At 68.4% G+C, this 16,151-nt stretch carries 19 protein-coding genes and 1 pseudogene; 16 read left to right on the top strand and 4 right to left on the bottom strand.

What is annotated here, in order from left to right:
• The first annotated feature begins 7 nt into the window (after positions 1-7).
• Genes CFB41_RS00305 through CFB41_RS00285 form a run of 5 tightly spaced genes read left to right on the top strand, consistent with a single transcriptional unit; the run spans position 8 to position 4,509 of the window.
• A complete protein-coding gene (locus CFB41_RS00305; protein WP_039351910.1) occupies positions 8-667 on the top strand; it encodes a type II secretion system protein J in 660 nt (219 codons plus the stop codon).
• Between the two features lie 2 nt (positions 668-669).
• Positions 670-1,797: a type II secretion system minor pseudopilin GspK gene (gene gspK, locus CFB41_RS00300; protein ID WP_089455437.1), complete on the top strand. Its 1,128-nt coding sequence runs from the start codon at positions 670-672 to the stop codon at positions 1,795-1,797.
• Positions 1,798-1,823: 26 nt separating this feature from the next.
• Entirely contained in the window at positions 1,824-3,185 is a 1,362-nt protein-coding gene (gene gspL, locus CFB41_RS00295) for a type II secretion system protein GspL (RefSeq protein ID WP_089455320.1), read from the top strand.
• Positions 3,182-3,688 carry a type II secretion system protein GspM gene (gspM, locus tag CFB41_RS00290; RefSeq protein WP_089455436.1) on the top strand — a complete coding sequence of 169 codons (507 nt, stop codon included), beginning with the start codon at positions 3,182-3,184 and terminating at the stop codon, positions 3,686-3,688. Before gspL ends, gspM begins: the two co-directional genes overlap by 4 nt.
• A gap of 32 nt (positions 3,689-3,720) precedes the next feature.
• Positions 3,721-4,509 (top strand): type II secretion system protein N, encoded by a 789-nt coding sequence (locus tag CFB41_RS00285; RefSeq protein ID WP_089438889.1) that lies wholly within the window; start codon positions 3,721-3,723, stop codon positions 4,507-4,509.
• Positions 4,510-4,668: 159 nt separating this feature from the next.
• On the opposite strand, the gene CFB41_RS38020 is transcribed toward CFB41_RS00285, so the two are convergent.
• From CFB41_RS38020 to CFB41_RS00275, 3 genes are all read right to left on the bottom strand, one after another.
• Positions 4,669-4,827 carry a hypothetical protein gene (locus CFB41_RS38020; protein WP_179249932.1) on the bottom strand — a complete coding sequence of 53 codons (159 nt, stop codon included), beginning with the start codon at positions 4,825-4,827 and terminating at the stop codon, positions 4,669-4,671.
• Between the two features lie 238 nt (positions 4,828-5,065).
• Positions 5,066-6,613: an efflux transporter outer membrane subunit gene (locus CFB41_RS00280; protein ID WP_089455319.1), complete on the bottom strand. Its 1,548-nt coding sequence runs from the start codon at positions 6,611-6,613 to the stop codon at positions 5,066-5,068.
• 276 nt (positions 6,614-6,889) lie between these two features.
• Entirely contained in the window at positions 6,890-7,174 is a 285-nt protein-coding gene (locus tag CFB41_RS00275; RefSeq protein WP_089439027.1) for a multidrug ABC transporter ATPase, read from the bottom strand.
• 173 nt (positions 7,175-7,347) lie between these two features.
• Between CFB41_RS00275 and CFB41_RS00270 the strand changes: the two genes are divergently transcribed.
• From CFB41_RS00270 to CFB41_RS00260, 3 genes and pseudogenes are all read left to right on the top strand, one after another.
• Positions 7,348-7,839, top strand: a complete 492-nt coding sequence (locus tag CFB41_RS00270) for a MarR family winged helix-turn-helix transcriptional regulator (protein WP_089455318.1) — start codon at positions 7,348-7,350, stop codon at positions 7,837-7,839.
• A gap of 177 nt (positions 7,840-8,016) precedes the next feature.
• Positions 8,017-9,576, top strand: a complete 1,560-nt coding sequence (locus CFB41_RS00265) for a DHA2 family efflux MFS transporter permease subunit (RefSeq protein ID WP_089438886.1) — start codon at positions 8,017-8,019, stop codon at positions 9,574-9,576.
• Between the two features lie 109 nt (positions 9,577-9,685).
• Positions 9,686-9,886 (top strand): annotated as a pseudogene (locus CFB41_RS00260) (type II toxin-antitoxin system VapC family toxin); the annotation flags it as partial.
• 23 nt (positions 9,887-9,909) lie between these two features.
• On the opposite strand, the gene CFB41_RS00255 reads toward CFB41_RS00260, so the two are convergent.
• Positions 9,910-10,836: a LysR family transcriptional regulator gene (locus tag CFB41_RS00255; RefSeq protein WP_089455317.1), complete on the bottom strand. Its 927-nt coding sequence runs from the start codon at positions 10,834-10,836 to the stop codon at positions 9,910-9,912.
• Positions 10,837-10,976: 140 nt separating this feature from the next.
• On the opposite strand from CFB41_RS00255, the gene CFB41_RS00250 reads away from it, so the two are divergent.
• From CFB41_RS00250 to fliQ, 8 genes are all read left to right on the top strand, one after another.
• A complete protein-coding gene (locus tag CFB41_RS00250) occupies positions 10,977-11,453 on the top strand; it encodes a CidA/LrgA family protein (protein ID WP_089455316.1) in 477 nt (158 codons plus the stop codon).
• Positions 11,454-11,466: 13 nt separating this feature from the next.
• Entirely contained in the window at positions 11,467-12,189 is a 723-nt protein-coding gene (locus CFB41_RS00245) for an LrgB family protein (RefSeq protein WP_039351943.1), read from the top strand.
• A 249-nt stretch (positions 12,190-12,438) separates the two neighbouring features.
• Positions 12,439-12,975: a flagellar basal body-associated protein FliL gene (gene fliL / locus CFB41_RS00240; RefSeq protein WP_089424119.1), complete on the top strand. Its 537-nt coding sequence runs from the start codon at positions 12,439-12,441 to the stop codon at positions 12,973-12,975.
• Between the two features lie 22 nt (positions 12,976-12,997).
• Positions 12,998-13,996 carry a flagellar motor switch protein FliM gene (gene fliM, locus CFB41_RS00235; protein ID WP_089438883.1) on the top strand — a complete coding sequence of 333 codons (999 nt, stop codon included), beginning with the start codon at positions 12,998-13,000 and terminating at the stop codon, positions 13,994-13,996.
• Complete coding sequence (gene fliN / locus CFB41_RS00230; RefSeq protein WP_069246732.1) at positions 13,989-14,480, top strand: flagellar motor switch protein FliN; 492 nt, start codon at positions 13,989-13,991, stop codon at positions 14,478-14,480. The genes fliM and fliN overlap by 8 nt, the downstream gene beginning before the upstream one ends.
• The gene (gene fliO / locus CFB41_RS00225) at positions 14,477-15,040 is read left to right on the top strand and encodes a flagellar biosynthetic protein FliO (RefSeq protein ID WP_089438882.1); all 564 of its coding nucleotides are present in this window, start codon (positions 14,477-14,479) and stop codon (positions 15,038-15,040) included. Before fliN ends, fliO begins: the two co-directional genes overlap by 4 nt.
• Before the next feature lie 36 nt (positions 15,041-15,076).
• Positions 15,077-15,838, top strand: coding sequence for a flagellar type III secretion system pore protein FliP (gene fliP / locus CFB41_RS00220; RefSeq protein ID WP_089455315.1), 762 nt, complete (start codon positions 15,077-15,079; stop codon positions 15,836-15,838).
• A gap of 20 nt (positions 15,839-15,858) precedes the next feature.
• The gene (fliQ, locus tag CFB41_RS00215) at positions 15,859-16,131 is read left to right on the top strand and encodes a flagellar biosynthesis protein FliQ (protein WP_039351961.1); all 273 of its coding nucleotides are present in this window, start codon (positions 15,859-15,861) and stop codon (positions 16,129-16,131) included.
• The last annotated feature ends 20 nt before the right edge of the window (positions 16,132-16,151 follow it).

The following is a 16,151-nucleotide window of genomic DNA, read 5'->3' as shown; positions in this document are numbered from 1 at the left end:
CGCGCCGATGCGACGCCCGCTCGCGCGCCCCGCCCGCGGCTTCACGCTGATCGAGCTGATGATCGCGATCGCGATCCTCGCGGTGGTCGCGATCCTCGCATGGCGCGGGCTCGACCAGATCATGCGCGGTCGCGACAAGGTCGCGGCCGCGATGGAAGACGAGCGCGTGTTCGCGCAGATGTTCGACCAGATGCGCATCGACGCGCGGCTCGCCGCGACCGACGACGAGGCCGGCCAGCCGGCGATCGGCGTGGCCGGCAATACGCTGCAGATCGTCCGCGAACTCGAGGTGCCGGGCGTGGCGCCGCGGCTGCAGGTGGTGCGCTACCGGATCGCCGGCGGGCGCGTCGTGCGCTATGCATCGCCGCCGATCGACGACGCGAACCGGCTGCGCAACATGCTGAAGGACAGCAGCGTCGAAGGCTGGAGCTGGGTCGCGCTGATGGGCGGCGTCGGCGCGATCGACGCGAAGCTGTACGTGCCGCGCGTGGGCTGGACCACCAACCTGCAGACGGCCAACGACGCGCTCGCGCAGAACAACGATGCGCTCAAGGTGCCGCAGATCGGCAACGCGCCGCCCGCACGCGCGGTGACGGGGCTGCAGGTCAGCATCGGCGCGACGTCGCTGCGCGTGCCGGTCACGCGCATCTTCCTCGTCGGGGAATGACGATGCGCGCGCGCCCTCACCGCTCATTATTGGTTGCCCGTGCCGCCGGTCGCGCACGGGCACCCGGCCGCCAGCGCGGCGCGGCGATCATCACCGCGCTGCTGGTCGTCGCGCTGTCGGCGATCCTCGTCTCGGGGATGCTGTGGCGCCAGCAGGTGCAGATCCGCCGGATCGAGAACCAGCGCGTGATCGCGCAGGCGCAGTGGGTCGCGCGCGGCGCGCTCGACTGGACGCGGATGATCCTGCGTTCCGAAGGCGATACGGCGCCCGGCATCACGTATCTCGGCGGCATCTGGGGCGTGCCGATCGCGAAGACGAAACTGTCGGACTTCCTCGGCCGGATCGGTGCGCCCAACGAGACCGGCGGCGAAGACACCTATCTGTCCGGCTCGATCGAGGACGCGCAGGCGAAGTTCAACCTGCGCAACCTCGTGGCGTCGCCGGCGCCCGGCGTGCTGCAGTTGAACGTCACGCAGGTCCAGGCGTTCCAGCGCCTGCTGACGACGCTCGGCTACGACGGCGCGTTCGCGAAGCGCATCGCGCTGCAGGTGCGCGCGAGCCTGCTGAATTCGGCGACGCGTTTCCAGATGCCGACGCTGCCGGGCGGCGGCACGGCGCCGCCGGTCACCGCGCCGGTGACGACCGATCAGCAAGGCGGCGGCTTCACCGACGACCCCGGCATGACGGGCGGCGATCGCGGGCCCGCGCCGCTGATGATGACGGGCGTCGACAGCCTGCTCGACGTCGACGGCGTGACGCCCGAGATGGTCGCGCGGCTGCGTCCGTTCGTCACCGTGCTGCCGACCACGACGCCCGTGAACATGAACACGGCGCCGGCCGAGGTGATCGCGGCGCTGATGCCGGGGATGAGCGTGTCGTCCGCGCAGGCGCTCGTGTCGCGCCGCGAGACCGTGTTTTTCCGCAACGTCGGCGACGTGCAGCTCGCGCTGCGCGGCGCCGGTGCGCCGAACGTGACGCTCGACTCGAGCGTCATCGACGTCAATTCGAGCTATTTCATCGTGCATGGCCGGATCCAGCATGAACGCGCGGAGGTCGATCGCACCTCGCTCGTGTATCGTGATCCGACCACGCACTCGACACGGGTCGTGCGCATTCGCGACCAGCTATAACGACGCCAATCGGGAGAGGAGCTCTTGTGAGCACGTTGATTGTTTCTTTGCCGCCGCGCGAGCCTGCCGTGCCGTTGCAGGAATGGCAGTGGCCCGAGCTGCCGTTCACGCTCGTCGACAAGGCCGGCCACGTGCAGCGCGCCGGCCGCGCCGCGCTCGCGCTGCTGCCGCGCGCGAATGCGACCGTGCTGATCGTCGCCGCGCGCGACGTGCTGCTGCTGGCCGCGACCGTGCCGCCGCTGAAGGGACCGAAGCTGCGCCAGGCCCTGCCCAACATCGTCGAGGATCAGCTGATCCAGGATCCGCTCGGCTGCCATATCGCGCTCGATCCGGACCCGCTGCCCGACGGGCGCCGCGTGCTGGCGGTCGTCGATCGCGCGTGGTTCCGCACCATCTGCGATGCGTTCACGGCGGCCGGCCATCGGCACCTGAGCGCGGTGCCCGCGACCCGCTGCCTGCCGGCGCCGCACGTCACCGCCGCGCCGGCCGACAGCGAAGTCGCTGCCGCCGCGGTGGTTGCGGACGCCGTCGAGGCGCCGCCCGTCCGTCCGGCGACGGTGGCCGCGGTGCTCGGGCTTGCGGCATCGGTCGAACCGGTGCTCGTCGAAGCCGGCGCGCTGCCGGCTGCGGCCGGTGCGCCACGCCTCGAACTCGCGGTCGCGCGTGGTGCGCTCGGCGAAGGCTTCGCGGCGCCCGCGTCGCGCGCGGCCGGCACGCTGGCCGCGCTGGCGGGCGGCGGCGACGTCGAACTGTACGAACTTGGCGAACCGGGCGCGGAGCCTCGCCTGGCCTCGGTCGGCCGCACCGACGGCGGCACGCTGCTGCCGGGCGCGGCGCCGCTGTCGTTCGACGCGTTCGCGCGGCGCGCGCTGACCGAGAAGTTCGACCTGTGCCAGTTCGAATTCGAATCGCAGCCGTGGCGCTTCGACCGCGCAACGGTGAAACGCCTGCGCGTGCCGCTCGCGCTCGCCGCGGCGACGCTCGGCGTGGCGGTGATCGGGATGAACCTGCACTGGTGGAAGCTGTCGCGCGAGCGCGATGCGCTGTCCGCGCAGATCACCGAGACGCTGTTGTCCGCATTCCCGAAGACGACGACGGTGCTCGATCCGCCCGCGCAGATGCAGCGCCAGCTCGACCAGTTGCGTCTCGCGGCCGGCGAGCTGTCGCCGAACGATTTCCTCGCGCTGGCGAGCGGGCTGTCGCGTTCGATGGGCGCGCTGCCGCTGAACGGCATCGCGTCGCTCGACTATCACGACCGGCGGCTCGACGTCGGCTTCAAACCCGAGGTCAAGGTCGATCCCGATTTCACGCAGCGCCTCGCGCGTAACGGACTGTCCGGCGAAGTCGACAGCAATACGGGCAAATGGACGATCCGGAGCCGCTCATGAAGACGGAACAACTGAACCAGACGCTGGCCCAGTTCTGGGGCGAGCGCTCCCAGCGCGAAAAGATGCTGCTCGGCTGGGGCGGCGCCGTGCTGGCGGTCGCGATCGCGTATTCGGTGCTGTGGTCGCCCGCGCAGGAAGGGCGTGCGCGGATCCAGCGCGAGCTGCCGACGATGCGCCGCGAGCTGGCGCAGATGACCGCGCAGGCGAACGAGGCGAAGTCGCTGACGGCCGCCGCACAGGGCGTGGCACCGACCGGCCTCGCGCTGAAGGACGCGCTGACCGCGTCGCTGGCCGATCACGGGCTGCAGGGCGCGCAGGTGCAGATCGTCGGCAACGGCGTGCAGATCCAGATGAAGAACGTGTCGTTCCCGGCGTGGACGCAGTGGCTCGACGATGCGCGCCGGCAGTTCAAGGTGCAGGTCGGCGAGGCGCATGCCACTGCGCTGAAGGACGATGGCCAGGTCGACCTGACGGCCGTGATGCAACCGTCTACGCAGAAATGACGCAGTTGGACGACGCAAGTGGCGGTCGGCCGATGAGGCCGGGATTGAGGCGGCTCGCCACCGCATTGCCGTGGGTACTGGCGGGCGGCCTGGCGACGGCGTTGACGCTCGTCGCACTTGCGCCGGCCGCGTGGATCGCGCCGCAGTTCGCGCGTGCGACCGGCGGGCACGTGAATCTCGTCGATCCCGACGGGTCGCTGTGGCACGGCTCGGGCACGCTGATGCTCGCGCCGGGGGCCGACCAGAGCGCGGCGACGCTGCTGCCCGGCCGGGTCGAATGGACCACGCGCTTCTGGCCGCTGCTGACCGGGCGCGTGCAGATGCGCATGCGGCAGACCGAGGCGATGCCCGACGCGGTCACGCTCGATGCGACGTGGCGCGGCGCGGTGCTGTCGGCGGGCACGATGGCCGTGCCCGCGTCGCTGCTCGCCGGGCTCGGCACGCCGTTCAACACGCTCGACCTGCAGGGCGACGTGCGGCTCGGCTGGAGCGACTGGCGTCTGATCGGCAACAACGCGTTCGGGCAACTGACGGTGACGATCGACTCGATGAGTTCGCGCGTCTCGCGCGTGAAGCCGCTCGGTTCGTACCGCGCGGTGCTGCAGGCGAAGGGGGCCGGCGCCGATCTCGACCTGTCGACGACGCAAGGCCCGCTGTTCCTCGACGGCCACGGCACCTTCGGCCCGGGCCAGGGCTCGTTCCGCGGCACCGCGCACTCGGCGCCCGAGCAGCAGGCGAACCTCGCGGGGCTGCTGAACCTGCTCGGCCACCCGATCGGGAACAACGAGGTGTCGCTGATCTTCGGCGACGCGCAGCGCTGATTGCGCGCAGGGCGCTCAAACGCCCACGAATGTGTGATCGGCTGGAATGATCTTTTCTGAAATCGCCGTCTGTGGGATTGCAATACGCCGGCGCCGACATCGATTCGAATAAGGCGCCGGATAATGAAACGAAGGGCCGGCAAAGCCGGCCCACGCAACTTACTTGTCGCCCGTCGGCGTTTTCAGAACCCAGTGCCGTTCGCCGTTGGGCGTGGGCGGCATGATATTACCGATACCGATGGAGCGTGTGTCATTCGGATTTCCAACAGGATGCCACGTGCCGCCATGCGGGCATTTTTCTCCGATATTTGCAATCATTTTAGTCATTTCCTTATTAAGGGTGAATTCGCATCATGGTGTTGATGCAGTGAATTCGTAAGCTGTGCCCTTAATAAGTTCAACGATTTTATTTTGAGATAATTGGAGATGGACAAAAATCAGGTTTTATCCATTATTTGTCGAATTTTATTATCAGTTTTTAGGACTTGAACGAAAGATGGCATTTCGGCCATTTTTTCGCTAAACGATTTGCTAGTCGTTCGACCGAGCACGATTTTCACTTCTGTGCGACCGGCGTAGCCACCGCGTTGCTCGCGGACGCCGGCAAAGGCGCAGGCGCAGCCATGTCGCCGTTCTCGCGCGTCATCTCAGCCACGTTCCAGCCGCCGCCGAGCGCCTTCACGAGCCCGACCGACGACGTCATCCGCTGCCCGGCGATCGTCGCGAGCTTCTGCTGCGCGGTGAACGCGGTGGTCTGCGCGGTCAGCACGTTCAGGTAGGCGACCGTGCCGGCCTTGTACTGGTTCGTGACGATCGCGAGCGAATGCTGGGCGCTGTCGACCGCCTGCCGCTGCACGTCGATTTCCTGCGCGAGGATGCGCTGCGACGCGAGGTTGTCCTCGACGTCCTGGAACGCGGTGAGCACCGCGAGGCGGTACGCGGCGACGTCCTGGTCGTAGGTCGCGCGCGCGGCGTCGGTCTGCGCGGCGCGCAGCCCGGCGTCGAACAGCGTGGCCGCGAGCTGCGGGCCGACCGTCCAGAAGCGCGCCGGCAGCGTGAACAGCTGCGACCACACCGAGCTCTGGAAGCCGCCGGTGGCCGACAGCGTGAGCGTCGGGAAGAACGCGGCGATCGCGACGCCGATCTGCTCGTTCGCCGCCGCCGCACGGCGCTCAGCCGCGGCGACGTCGGGCCGGCGCTCGAGGATCGCGGACGGCACGTCGACCGGCGTGACCGGCGGCTCGGCCGTGAGCGGATTCGGCGGCAGCGAGAAGGTGGACGCCGGTTCGCCGATCAGCGTCGCGATCGCATGCTCGTACTGCGCGCGGGCCACGCCGTTGTCGATCGACGCGGCCTGCGCGCTCTGCAGCTGGGTTTGCGCCTGGATCACGTCCGCGCGCGCGGCGACGCCTTGCGCGTACTGGTTCTGCGTGAGTTTCAGCGACTGTTCGTACGACTTCACGGTGTCGTCGAGCAGCTTCTGCAGCGCATCGGACGTGCGCAGCTGGAAATAGGTTTGCGCGAGCAGCGCCTGCTGCGACAGCCGCGCGTTCGCGAGATCGGCCGCGGCGGCCGCTTCGCCGGCGCGCTGCGCGCTGACGGTGCGACTCACCTTGCCCCACAGGTCCGGTTCCCAGCTCGCGTCGAGGCCGACGCTGTAGCTGTTGTTGATCGAACCGGACGAACCGCTGCCGAAGCTCGACGAACCCGACGACACCGACGTGCGCGGCGTGCGGGCGCGCGCGCCCGACGCGGTCAGCCCGACGGTCGGGAAATACGCGGCACGCGCCTCGGTGACGAGCGCGCGCGCCTGCCGGTACGCGGCCGCCGATTGCGCGATGGTCTGGTTCGACGCGTTGAGCCTGCCGATCAGCGCATCGAGCTGCGGATCGTTGTAGACCGTCCACCACGCGCCGCGGTCGGTGCGGTCGGCGGGCTGCGCGACCTTCCAGCCGGCCGGCGCTTCCTTGTAGGCGGCGGGGATCGACGTGTCGGGCCGGTGATAGTCGGGCCCGACGGCGCAGCCGGCGAGCAGCACGGCCGTCGCGACGGCGACGGCGGCGCTCAGCGGGCGAAGGGCGCGCGGGAGGGAGGCGTACGGCATGGTGGTTTTCCTGTCTGGGCGCGACGTCCGGCGAGCGGCGTCGCGCGATGCGGTCGTCGTGCCGCTGGCGGACAAATGGTAACTGACGGCGGGAAAGCTGCGCAGCCCCAAGGGTACGGCGCGCGGCGACAGGAATGTGTTACCGGCGCGAGCGGCCGGTTTACCGGCCATTACGGCCAGCTGACGGGACGGCGGGGATGCGACGCCGGCCGTGCGGGGCGCGGCCGGCGCTCAGTCGGAGCAGCCAGGAAGGCGGGAGACGCGCGCGGTCAGCGGTCAGTGGCAGCGCGCGGGCAGCGGCAGCGGTTCGGCGGCGGACCGCCATGTCGACGGCTCCGTCGCCGCCGGCTGGCCCGCGCGGCGAGCGCCGTCTTTCGCGTTGCGCTGCCGGCGATGATCGAACCAGGCGAACCCGAGCGCCGCGAGCGAGCCGCCCGGGACCACCAGCATCGTCACGTACAGCGCGATCTTCCAGCCGCGGTGCGGCCCGGAAAACGCATGATGAGCGGTATCGGTCAGGTTGCGGCGCAGCGCGCCGGCGGCATTTTTCAGGAACAGCATCGCGAACATCCTCGGGTGCCCGCAGCGCGGGCGCATCGGTCAGAACATAGTCTCCGGCAGTGCAACATGCACGTCGTAACTGGTTGCCTCAAATAATATTGACTATGCAATCAATTTTCAAGATACTGGGCGCGTCCAAATCTGAAACGCACTATTGCTGCGCGCGCAATCGCATGACCGGCGGCCTTTACGATCCCGAGAACATCGCGCTGGAAACGAGCCTCGGCTACTACCTGTCGAAGGCGAAGCAGGCGCTCGTCGAGCGGATGGACCGTGCGCTCGAGCCGCACGACCTCACCGCGCAGCAGATCGGCGTGATCCTGCTACTGTCGCGCGGCTATGCGCGCACGCCGTTCGAGCTGTCCCGCAAGATGTCGTACGACAGCGGGTCGATGACGCGGATGCTCGACCGCCTCGAACGCAAGGGGCTGGTCGCCCGCTCGCGCAGCGAGCAGGACCGCCGGATGATCGAGCTGACGCTGACCGAGCGCGGCGCCGACGCCGCGCGGGCGCTGCCGTCGCTGATCGCGAACGCGCTCAACGCGCAACTCGACGGTTTCTCGGCCGACGAGCTCGTGACGCTCACCGGCCTGCTGCAACGCTTCATCGCCAACGGGCCCGGTTCGACCGGTTGCCCGAAACCCGACGAAGAAGCGGACGGCTGATGTGCGCGGAGGCCCCATGTCTAGGTTAAGCACTCGCTTATTTCTCTGTCTGGGCAGAAGATGACAGGGCACGCGCTCCCCTTTTCCCTTTATCCGTTCCACCCGGCCGGGTTGCGCTGCGGCGCACGCCCGTGCGTTGTGCCGGCGCGTCGCGCGCGCCGCGTCTAGGAGATTCCGATGTCCGCCACCACGGCATCCGCCGCCCCCGCCGCCGAACCCGCGCCGTTGTCCGGCGGTGCGCTCGCGCTGCTCACCGTCGGGCTTGCGCTCGGCACCTTCATGGAAGTGCTCGACACGTCGATCGCGAACGTCGCGGTGCCGACCATTTCCGGCAGCCTCGGCGTCGCGACGAGCGAAGGCACCTGGGTGATCTCGTCGTACTCGGTGGCGTCCGCGATCGCGGTGCCGCTCACCGGCTGGCTCGCGCGGCGGGTCGGCGAGGTGCGGCTGTTCACGCTGTCGGTGCTCGCGTTCACGATCGCATCGGCGCTGTGCGGCCTCGCGACCAACTTCGAGACGCTGATCGCGTTCCGGCTGCTGCAGGGCCTCGTGTCGGGGCCGATGGTGCCGCTGTCGCAGACGATCCTGATGCGCAGCTACCCGCCCGCGAAGCGCGGGCTCGCGCTCGGGCTATGGGCGATGACGGTGATCGTCGCACCGATCTTCGGCCCGTTGCTGGGCGGCTGGATCAGCGACAACTACACATGGCCGTGGATCTTCTACATCAACCTGCCGATCGGCATCTTCTCGGCGACCTGCGCGTATTTCCTGCTGCGCGGGCGCGAGACGAAGACGTCGAAGCAGCGGATCGACGCGATCGGCCTCGCGCTGCTCGTGATCGGCGTGTCGTGCCTGCAGATGATGCTCGACCTCGGCAAGGACCGCGACTGGTTCAACTCGACGTTCATCGTCGCGCTCGCGCTGATCGCGGTCGTGTCGCTCGCGTTCATGCTCGTGTGGGAGGCGACCGAGAAGGAGCCGGTGGTCGACCTGTCGCTGTTCAAAGACCGCAACTTCGCGCTCGGCGCGATGATCATCTCGTTCGGCTTCATGGCGTTCTTCGGCTCGGTCGTGATCTTCCCGCTGTGGCTGCAGACGGTGATGGGCTACACGGCGGGCAAGGCCGGCCTCGCGACCGCGCCGGTCGGGCTACTCGCGCTCGTGCTGTCGCCGCTGATCGGCCGCAACATGCACCGGCTCGACCTGCGGATGGTCGCGAGCTTCGCGTTCATCGTGTTCGCCGGCGTGTCGATCTGGAATTCGACGTTTACCCTCGACGTGCCGTTCAACCACGTGATCCTGCCGCGGCTCGTGCAGGGGATCGGCGTCGCGTGCTTCTTCGTGCCGATGACGACGATCACGCTGTCGAGCATCTCCGACGACCGGCTCGCGAGCGCGTCGGGGCTGTCGAACTTCCTGCGCACGCTGTCCGGCGCGATCGGCACGGCGGCCAGCTCGACGTTCTGGGAGAACGACGCGATCTACCACCACGCGCGGCTGTCGGAATCGGTGAGCGTGTATGCGCAGAGCACGACCGACTACCAGGGCGCGCTGTCGCAGCTCGGCATCGTCGGCCAGACGGCCAATGCGCAGCTCAACCAGCTCGTCACGCAGCAGGGCTTCATGATGGCGACCAACGACTTCTTCCTGCTGTCGGCGTTCATGTTCGGCGCGCTCGCGGCGCTCGTGTGGGTCACGAAGCCGAGGAAGGGCGCGGGGCCGGCGATGGGGCATTGAAATCGACATGACTGCCGGCTGGCGCTCTCGGCGGAGAGGCGAACCCTGCTGACGCTTCCAGATTGAACTAAGCTAACAAAATATTTGAACTTAGTTCAACTGGAGGGCGCTCCGTCGCAATCTCCTTGATGTCGGCTACGTGGAACTGCCGATCACGAGCGCACACGCACTTGCGGTCGAACAATTGCCGTCGATCCACCGCGATCCGTTTGACCGTTTCCTGGTCGCCCAGGCGATCTCGGAAGGCATCACGCTACTCACGCACGACCATACCGTCGCCCGCTATCCGGGTCCGATCAAGCACGTCTGATTGCGCCGGGCATCGGCCTGGCCTCACTCCCTCGCCCGCAACCCGCCGAACGCCAGATCGTCACCCGGCGCGATCGGCAGCGTCGCCCGCGCCACGTCGAGCCACGCACGCGCCGCGTGCGACAGATACCCCTTCTTCAGCCACCCAAGCGCGATCGCCCACGTGATCTCCGGCTCGACGATCGGCCGGCACGTGAACTGGCCCGCGTCGAGCCGCCGGCAATACGGCTCGGGCAGCAGCGCGATGCCGACTCCCGCATGCACGAGCGCGGCCATGAAATCCCAGTGGCCGCTGCGGCTCACGATCGACGGCGTGAAGCCCGCCTTTCGGCATGCGTCCAGCACCGCATCGTGCAGCGCGAGGCTTTCCGCGTAGAACACGAACGACTCGCGCGCGAGATCCGCGAGCGGCACGGCTGCGTGATCCTCCCAGCGCGACTCGCGCGGCCCGACGAGCCACAGCGGCGCGCGCACCATCGGCAGCCGCTCGAAGGTGCCGGGATCGACCGGCTCCAGCAGCCCGCCGAGCTCCAGCTCGCCCGACGTCAGCGCGGCCTCGATCATCCGCGCGCCCTGCTCGAACAGCTTCAGCTCGATGTTCGGATAGCGCTGCTTGTATGCGGCGATGATCGGCGTGAACAGCGAGCCGCCGAGCGGCGGGATGCCGATCGTCAGCTCGCCGCGCCCGAGCGTGCCGAGATCGTTCAGCTCCGACTGCAGCTGCGCCTGCGCGGCGAGCACGTCCTGGCCGCGCTGGAACACGATCCGCCCCGCATCGGTCAGCACCATCTGCCGGCCGTCGCGCAGCAGCAGCGGCGAGCCGATCTCGTCCTCGAGCGCCTTCACCATCTTGCTGATGGTCGGCTGGGTCACGAACAGCTTGTCGGCGGCCGCCGTGAAGCTCTGCTGGCGAACCACCTCGACGAAGTACCGCAACGCGCGCAATTCCATCGATGACTCCCCAAAGTGGTGCGGCGATCAGAAAGCGAATTCCGAATTGGAATGACAAGGATAGAGACAAGTCATTTTATTTATGGTTAGGGGAAACCCTATACTCCCACCATCAACGGAATATCTGTAGGGAGCCCGCCATGACCAAGCCGACCGCCGCACTCGTCGACCGCCCCGCCGCTTCGGGCAGCCTGGCCCGCACGGGCCGGATCGCGCTGCAGGCCGCCGCGCTCGGCGTGCTGTGGATGGCGGTCGACTGGGCCGTGCGCAAGATCGGGCTGCCGATTCCGTCCGGCGTGATCGGCCTCGCGGTGCTCCTGGTGCTGCTGTTCTCGGGCCGCGTCGCGCCCGCCTGGGTGAAGGACGGCGCGAACTGGCTGCTGTCCGACATGCTGCTGTTCTTCGTGCCGGCCGCCGTCGCGGCCGTGCAGTACGGCGGGCTGTTCCGCGAGGACGGCTGGCGCATCGCGCTGGTGATGCTCGCCGGCACCGCGTTCGTGATGGTTGCGGTGGCCGTCGCGGTCGACCTCGCCGCGAAGCTCGAGCGCCGGCTCGCCGTGCAGCGCGTGTTCGCCGAACGCCGCCGCACGCGTCTCACCGCCGCGTCCGCCCACTGAGCCGGAGCCTGCCATGCTTGCCGCATTGTCGAACCTGTCCGCCGACCAGGCGAACACCGCGATCTCGTTCGGCTGCTTCGTGCTGACGGTCGTGCTGTATTTCGCGTCGAAGCGGCTCTACGCATACAAGAAGACGCTGCTGTTCTCGCCGCTCGTGTTCGTGCCGGGCGTGCTGGTGCTGCTCGTCCTGCTGACCGGCATCCCGTATTCGGTCTACTTCCACGACACGCGCTGGCTGATGTGGCTGCTCGGCCCGGCGACGATCGCGTTCGCGGTGCCGATCTACGACTATCGCGACCTGATCCGCCGCCACTGGCTGTCGCTGTCGGTCGGCGTCGCGGTCGGGATCTGTGCGGGCGTGTGCGGGTCGCTGCTGCTCGCGAAGCTGCTGCACCTGTCGCCCGAGCTGCAACGCTCGCTGATGACGCGCTCGGTGTCGACGCCGTTCGCGCTCGCCGTGTCGGACAAGATCCACGCGCCGAAGGATCTCACCGCGCTGTTCGTGATCGCGACCGGCATCTGCGGGATGCTGCTCGGCGAGCTGGTGCTCGCGCTGGTGCCGATGCGCACGCGGCTCGCGCGCGGCGCGCTGTTCGGCGCGGCCGCCCACGGCGTGGGCACCGCGAAGGCGCGCGAGATCGGCAGCGAGGAAGGCGTCGTGTCGAGCCTGACGATGATGATCGCGGGCGTCGCGATGGTGCTGATCGCGCCGCTCCTGACGCTGCTGCCGATCTGACCGGGCGGCGGCGGCCCGCCAAACGCCGGCCTGGCCTGGCGTGATCGTGCCTGCCGCCATCGGCGCGGCAGGCTCCGCGAGGCAAAAACGACGCCCTCTCCCGGCCACGCCCGCCTCAACCGCCCGCCCCGGCGGCCCTTTCCGCCCCCATTTACCCTGCATCGAGCCGACACCCGGCCGACAATCGGCTGAGATAGCCGCAAATCCCCCCTCTTTTCCGCCCATCGGCCACGGCCCGGATGCCGAACAATGCATGCTACGAGACATCACGCACGCATTCACATGGCCTCCACGACCGCAAACCCGACCGCCGACAAGCCGGCTTCCTCCGGCAAGTTCAAGCGCATCGCGCTGATCGCCGTCATCGCGCTGGGCGCGGCAGCCGCCGCAGCCGGCGGCATGTACGTGTTCCTGAGCAAGGAAGGCGTCGGCCATGCGAGCAAGCCCGCCGAGCCGGCGCCGCTGGCCGCGCCGGTGTTCTTCCCGCTCGACCCGCTGACCGTGAACCTGCAGTCCGACGACGGCGCGCAGCACTACCTGCGCGTCGGCCTGTCGCTGAAGCTCACCGACTCGAAGGCCCAGGAGCAACTGACCGCGCGGATGCCGGAGATCCGCAGCCGGATCCTGCTCGCGCTGTCGAACAAGCATCCCGAGGAGCTCGCGACCCCGGACGGCAAACGTTCGCTCGCGAAGGAACTGCGGGAGCTGATCGAGCAGCCGACGCAGCCGGGCAACCAGCGCGCGAAGGTCGACGACGTGTTGTTCACCGAGTTCGTCGTCCAGTAACGCGGCCGCGAAAGGAGCGCGTATGGGTCACCAGGAGTTCATGTCCCAGGAGGAGGTCGATGCCCTCCTCAAGGGCGTCACGGGCGAAGCCGATTCAGTCGACGAACAGCGCGACACATCGGGCGTCCGCCCCTACAACATTGCGACGCAGGAGCGGATCGTCCGCGGCCGGATGCCCGGCCTCGAGATCATCAACGACCGCTTCGCGCGCCTGCTGCGGATCGGCATCTTCAACTTCATGCGGCGCACGGCGGAAATCTCCGTCAGCCAGGTGAAGGTGCAGAAGTACAGCGAGTTCACCCGCAACCTGCCGATCCCGACGAACCTGAACCTGGTGCACGTGAAGCCGCTGCGCGGCACGTCGCTGTTCGTGTTCGACCCGAACCTCGTGTTCTTCGTCGTCGACAACCTGTTCGGCGGCGACGGGCGCTTTCACACGCGCGTCGAGGGCCGCGACTTCACGGCCACCGAGCAGCGGATCATCGGCAAGCTGCTGAACCTCGTGTTCGAGCACTACACGACCGCATGGAAGAGCGTGCGGCCGCTGCAGTTCGAATTCGTGCGCTCGGAAATGCACACGCAGTTCGCGAACGTCGCGACGCCGAACGAGATCGTCATCGTCACGCAGTTCTCGATCGAGTTCGGGCCGACGGGCGGCACGCTGCACATCTGCATGCCGTACTCGATGGTCGAGCCGATCCGCGACGTGCTCGCGTCGCCGATCCAGGGCGAGGCGCTCGAAGTCGACCGCCGCTGGGTGCGCGTGCTGTCGCAGCAGGTGCAGGCCGCCGAAGTCGAGCTGACCGCGAACCTCGCCGAGATCTCGTCGAACTTCGAGAAGATCCTGAACCTGCGCGCGGGCGACGTGCTGCCGCTGGAGATCGAGGACACGATCACCGCGAAGGTCGACGGCGTGCCGGTGATGGAATGCGGCTACGGAATTTTCAATGGTCAATATGCGTTGCGCGTGCAGAAGATGATCAGCGCGGGCGATTCGATGAAGGAAGGTGGATATGAGTGAGCTGAACCAGACGCCCGAGGACGACGCACAAGCGATGGCCGACGCGGCCCTCGCGGCCTCGGCCGCCGCCGCGCAGGCGGCACCGGCCGCGGCGGAAGAAGATCCGGGCATGGACGACTGGGCGGCCGCGCTCGCCGAGCAAAACGAGCAGCCGGTGCCGGCCGGTGCGACGGGCGCCGGCGTGTTCCAGCCGCTGTCGAAAGCCGCGGCAAACACGACGCACAACGACATCGAGATGATCCTCGACATCCCGGTCAAGATGACCGTGGAGCTCGGCCGCACGAAGATCGCGATCCGCAACCTGCTGCAGCTCGCGCAGGGTTCGGTCGTCGAGCTGGACGGCATGGCCGGCGAGCCGATGGACGTGCTCGTGAACGGTTGCCTGATCGCGCAGGGCGAGGTCGTGGTGGTCAACGACAAGTTCGGTATCCGCCTGACCGACATCATCACGCCGGCCGAACGCATCCGGAAGCTGAATCGATGAACGTAGTAAAGCCCGGCCGCCGCGTGCGCGTCGCAAGCGTGGCAGCGGCTGCCGCGGCCATTGCGGCGGCGCTCGCCACCGCGCCGGCCGGCGCCGCCGACATGAACGCGGTGAACCACCCCGGGTCGATCGCATCGAGCGTGATGGTCGGCTCGGCCGCACCGTCGCTCGGCGTCGGCGCAGTGCTGCAGACGCTGGTCGGGCTCGCGGTCGTGATCGGTCTCGTGTTCGCGTGCGCGTGGCTCGCGCGTCGCTTCGGCTTCCAGCATGCACGCCGCGGCGGCCCGCTGAAGGTCGTGTCGAGCGTCGCGGTCGGCGCGAAGGAAAGCGCGACGATCGTCGAGATCGGCGATACCTGGCTCGTGCTTGGCGTCGCGCCGGGCAACGTGCGATTGCTGCACACGCTGCCGGCCGGTGCGGCGGCGGCCCCGGTTTCCGCCGACGCGCCCGCCGGCGCCGCCCCGTCCGAAGGCGGCCTGCCCGGCACGTTCGGCTCGCGGTTTCGCGACGCGCTCGCGGGCGAAGCCGCGAAGCGCCTCGGTCGCGGCAAGGACCGCTGACATGGCGCCGCGCCCTCTTTCCGACCCCGCATTCCGATGAAACACGCCTTCCTGCATCGCGCGGCGCGCCTCGCGCCCGTGCTGATCCTCTGCCTCGCTCCCGCGCTCGCGTATGCGCAGGCGAACGGCCTGCCCGCGTTCAACGCGAGCCCGGGCCCGCACGGCGGCACCACGTATTCGCTGAGCGTGCAGACGATGCTGCTGCTCACGATGCTGTCGTTCCTGCCGGCGATGCTGCTGATGATGACGAGCTTCACGCGCATCATCATCGTGCTGTCGCTGCTGCGCCAGGCGCTCGGCACCGCGACGACGCCGCCGAACCAGGTGCTCGTCGGCCTCGCGATGTTCCTCACCTTCTTCGTGATGTCGCCGGTGCTCGACCGGGCGTACAACGACGGCTACAAGCCGTTCTCCGACGGCTCGATGCCGATGGAGCAGGCGGTGCAGCGCGGCGTCGCGCCGTTCAAGACCTTCATGCTGAAGCAGACCCGCGAGACCGATCTCGCGCTGTTCGCGAAGATCTCGAAGGCCGCGCCGATGCAGGGGCCCGAGGACGTGCCGCTGTCGCTGCTGGTGCCGGCGTTCGTCACGAGCGAGCTGAAGACCGGCTTCCAGATCGGCTTCACGGTGTTCATCCCGTTCCTGATCATCGACATGGTCGTCGCGAGCGTGCTGATGTCGATGGGGATGATGATGGTGTCGCCGTCCACCGTATCGCTGCCGTTCAAGCTGATGCTGTTCGTGCTGGTCGACGGCTGGCAGCTGCTGATCGGCTCGCTCGCGCAGAGCTTTACGTAAGCCGCGGAGGAACACGCACGATGACGCCCGAACAAGTGATGACGCTCGCGCACCACGCGATGATGGTCGGCCTGCTGCTCGCGGCCCCGCTGCTGCTGGTCGCGCTCGCGGTCGGCCTGGTCGTGAGCCTGTTCCAGGCCGCGACGCAGATCAACGAGGCGACGCTGTCGTTCATCCCGAAGCTGCTCGCGGTCGCCGCGACGCTCGTGATCGCCGGCCCGTGGATGATGACGACGATGCTCGACTACCTGCGGCAGACGCTGCTGCACGTCGCGACGCTCGGCGTCGGCTGAGCCGCGCGCACCACCCGGCG

The sequence above is a fragment of the Burkholderia sp. AU33803 genome (genome assembly GCF_002223095.1).
In the GTDB taxonomy this organism is placed as follows: domain Bacteria; phylum Pseudomonadota; class Gammaproteobacteria; order Burkholderiales; family Burkholderiaceae; genus Burkholderia.
Note: the sequence above shows the minus strand (reverse complement) of the source record. Positions and strands in the feature narration are given on the sequence as shown.

Bases quoted from the DNA above. Each gene is read 5' to 3' on its own strand.
- CFB41_RS00305 (WP_039351910.1), top strand. From the start codon at position 8: ATGCGACGCCCGCTCGCGCGCCCCGCCCGCGGCTTCACGCTGATCGAG.
- gspK (WP_089455437.1), top strand. From the start codon at position 670: ATGCGCGCGCGCCCTCACCGCTCATTATTGGTTGCCCGTGCCGCCGGT.
- gspM (WP_089455436.1), top strand. From the start codon at position 3,182: ATGAAGACGGAACAACTGAACCAGACGCTGGCCCAGTTCTGGGGCGAG.
- CFB41_RS00285 (WP_089438889.1), top strand. From the start codon at position 3,721: ATGAGGCCGGGATTGAGGCGGCTCGCCACCGCATTGCCGTGGGTACTG.
- CFB41_RS38020 (WP_179249932.1), bottom strand. From the start codon at position 4,827: ATGATTGCAAATATCGGAGAAAAATGCCCGCATGGCGGCACGTGGCAT.
- CFB41_RS00280 (WP_089455319.1), bottom strand. From the start codon at position 6,613: ATGCCGTACGCCTCCCTCCCGCGCGCCCTTCGCCCGCTGAGCGCCGCC.
- CFB41_RS00275 (WP_089439027.1), bottom strand. From the start codon at position 7,174: ATGCTGTTCCTGAAAAATGCCGCCGGCGCGCTGCGCCGCAACCTGACC.
- CFB41_RS00270 (WP_089455318.1), top strand. From the start codon at position 7,348: ATGACCGGCGGCCTTTACGATCCCGAGAACATCGCGCTGGAAACGAGC.
- CFB41_RS00265 (WP_089438886.1), top strand. From the start codon at position 8,017: ATGTCCGCCACCACGGCATCCGCCGCCCCCGCCGCCGAACCCGCGCCG.
- CFB41_RS00255 (WP_089455317.1), bottom strand. From the start codon at position 10,836: ATGGAATTGCGCGCGTTGCGGTACTTCGTCGAGGTGGTTCGCCAGCAG.
- CFB41_RS00250 (WP_089455316.1), top strand. From the start codon at position 10,977: ATGACCAAGCCGACCGCCGCACTCGTCGACCGCCCCGCCGCTTCGGGC.
- CFB41_RS00245 (WP_039351943.1), top strand. From the start codon at position 11,467: ATGCTTGCCGCATTGTCGAACCTGTCCGCCGACCAGGCGAACACCGCG.
- fliL (WP_089424119.1), top strand. From the start codon at position 12,439: ATGCATGCTACGAGACATCACGCACGCATTCACATGGCCTCCACGACC.
- fliM (WP_089438883.1), top strand. From the start codon at position 12,998: ATGGGTCACCAGGAGTTCATGTCCCAGGAGGAGGTCGATGCCCTCCTC.
- fliN (WP_069246732.1), top strand. From the start codon at position 13,989: ATGAGTGAGCTGAACCAGACGCCCGAGGACGACGCACAAGCGATGGCC.
- fliO (WP_089438882.1), top strand. From the start codon at position 14,477: ATGAACGTAGTAAAGCCCGGCCGCCGCGTGCGCGTCGCAAGCGTGGCA.
- fliP (WP_089455315.1), top strand. From the start codon at position 15,077: ATGAAACACGCCTTCCTGCATCGCGCGGCGCGCCTCGCGCCCGTGCTG.
- fliQ (WP_039351961.1), top strand. From the start codon at position 15,859: ATGACGCCCGAACAAGTGATGACGCTCGCGCACCACGCGATGATGGTC.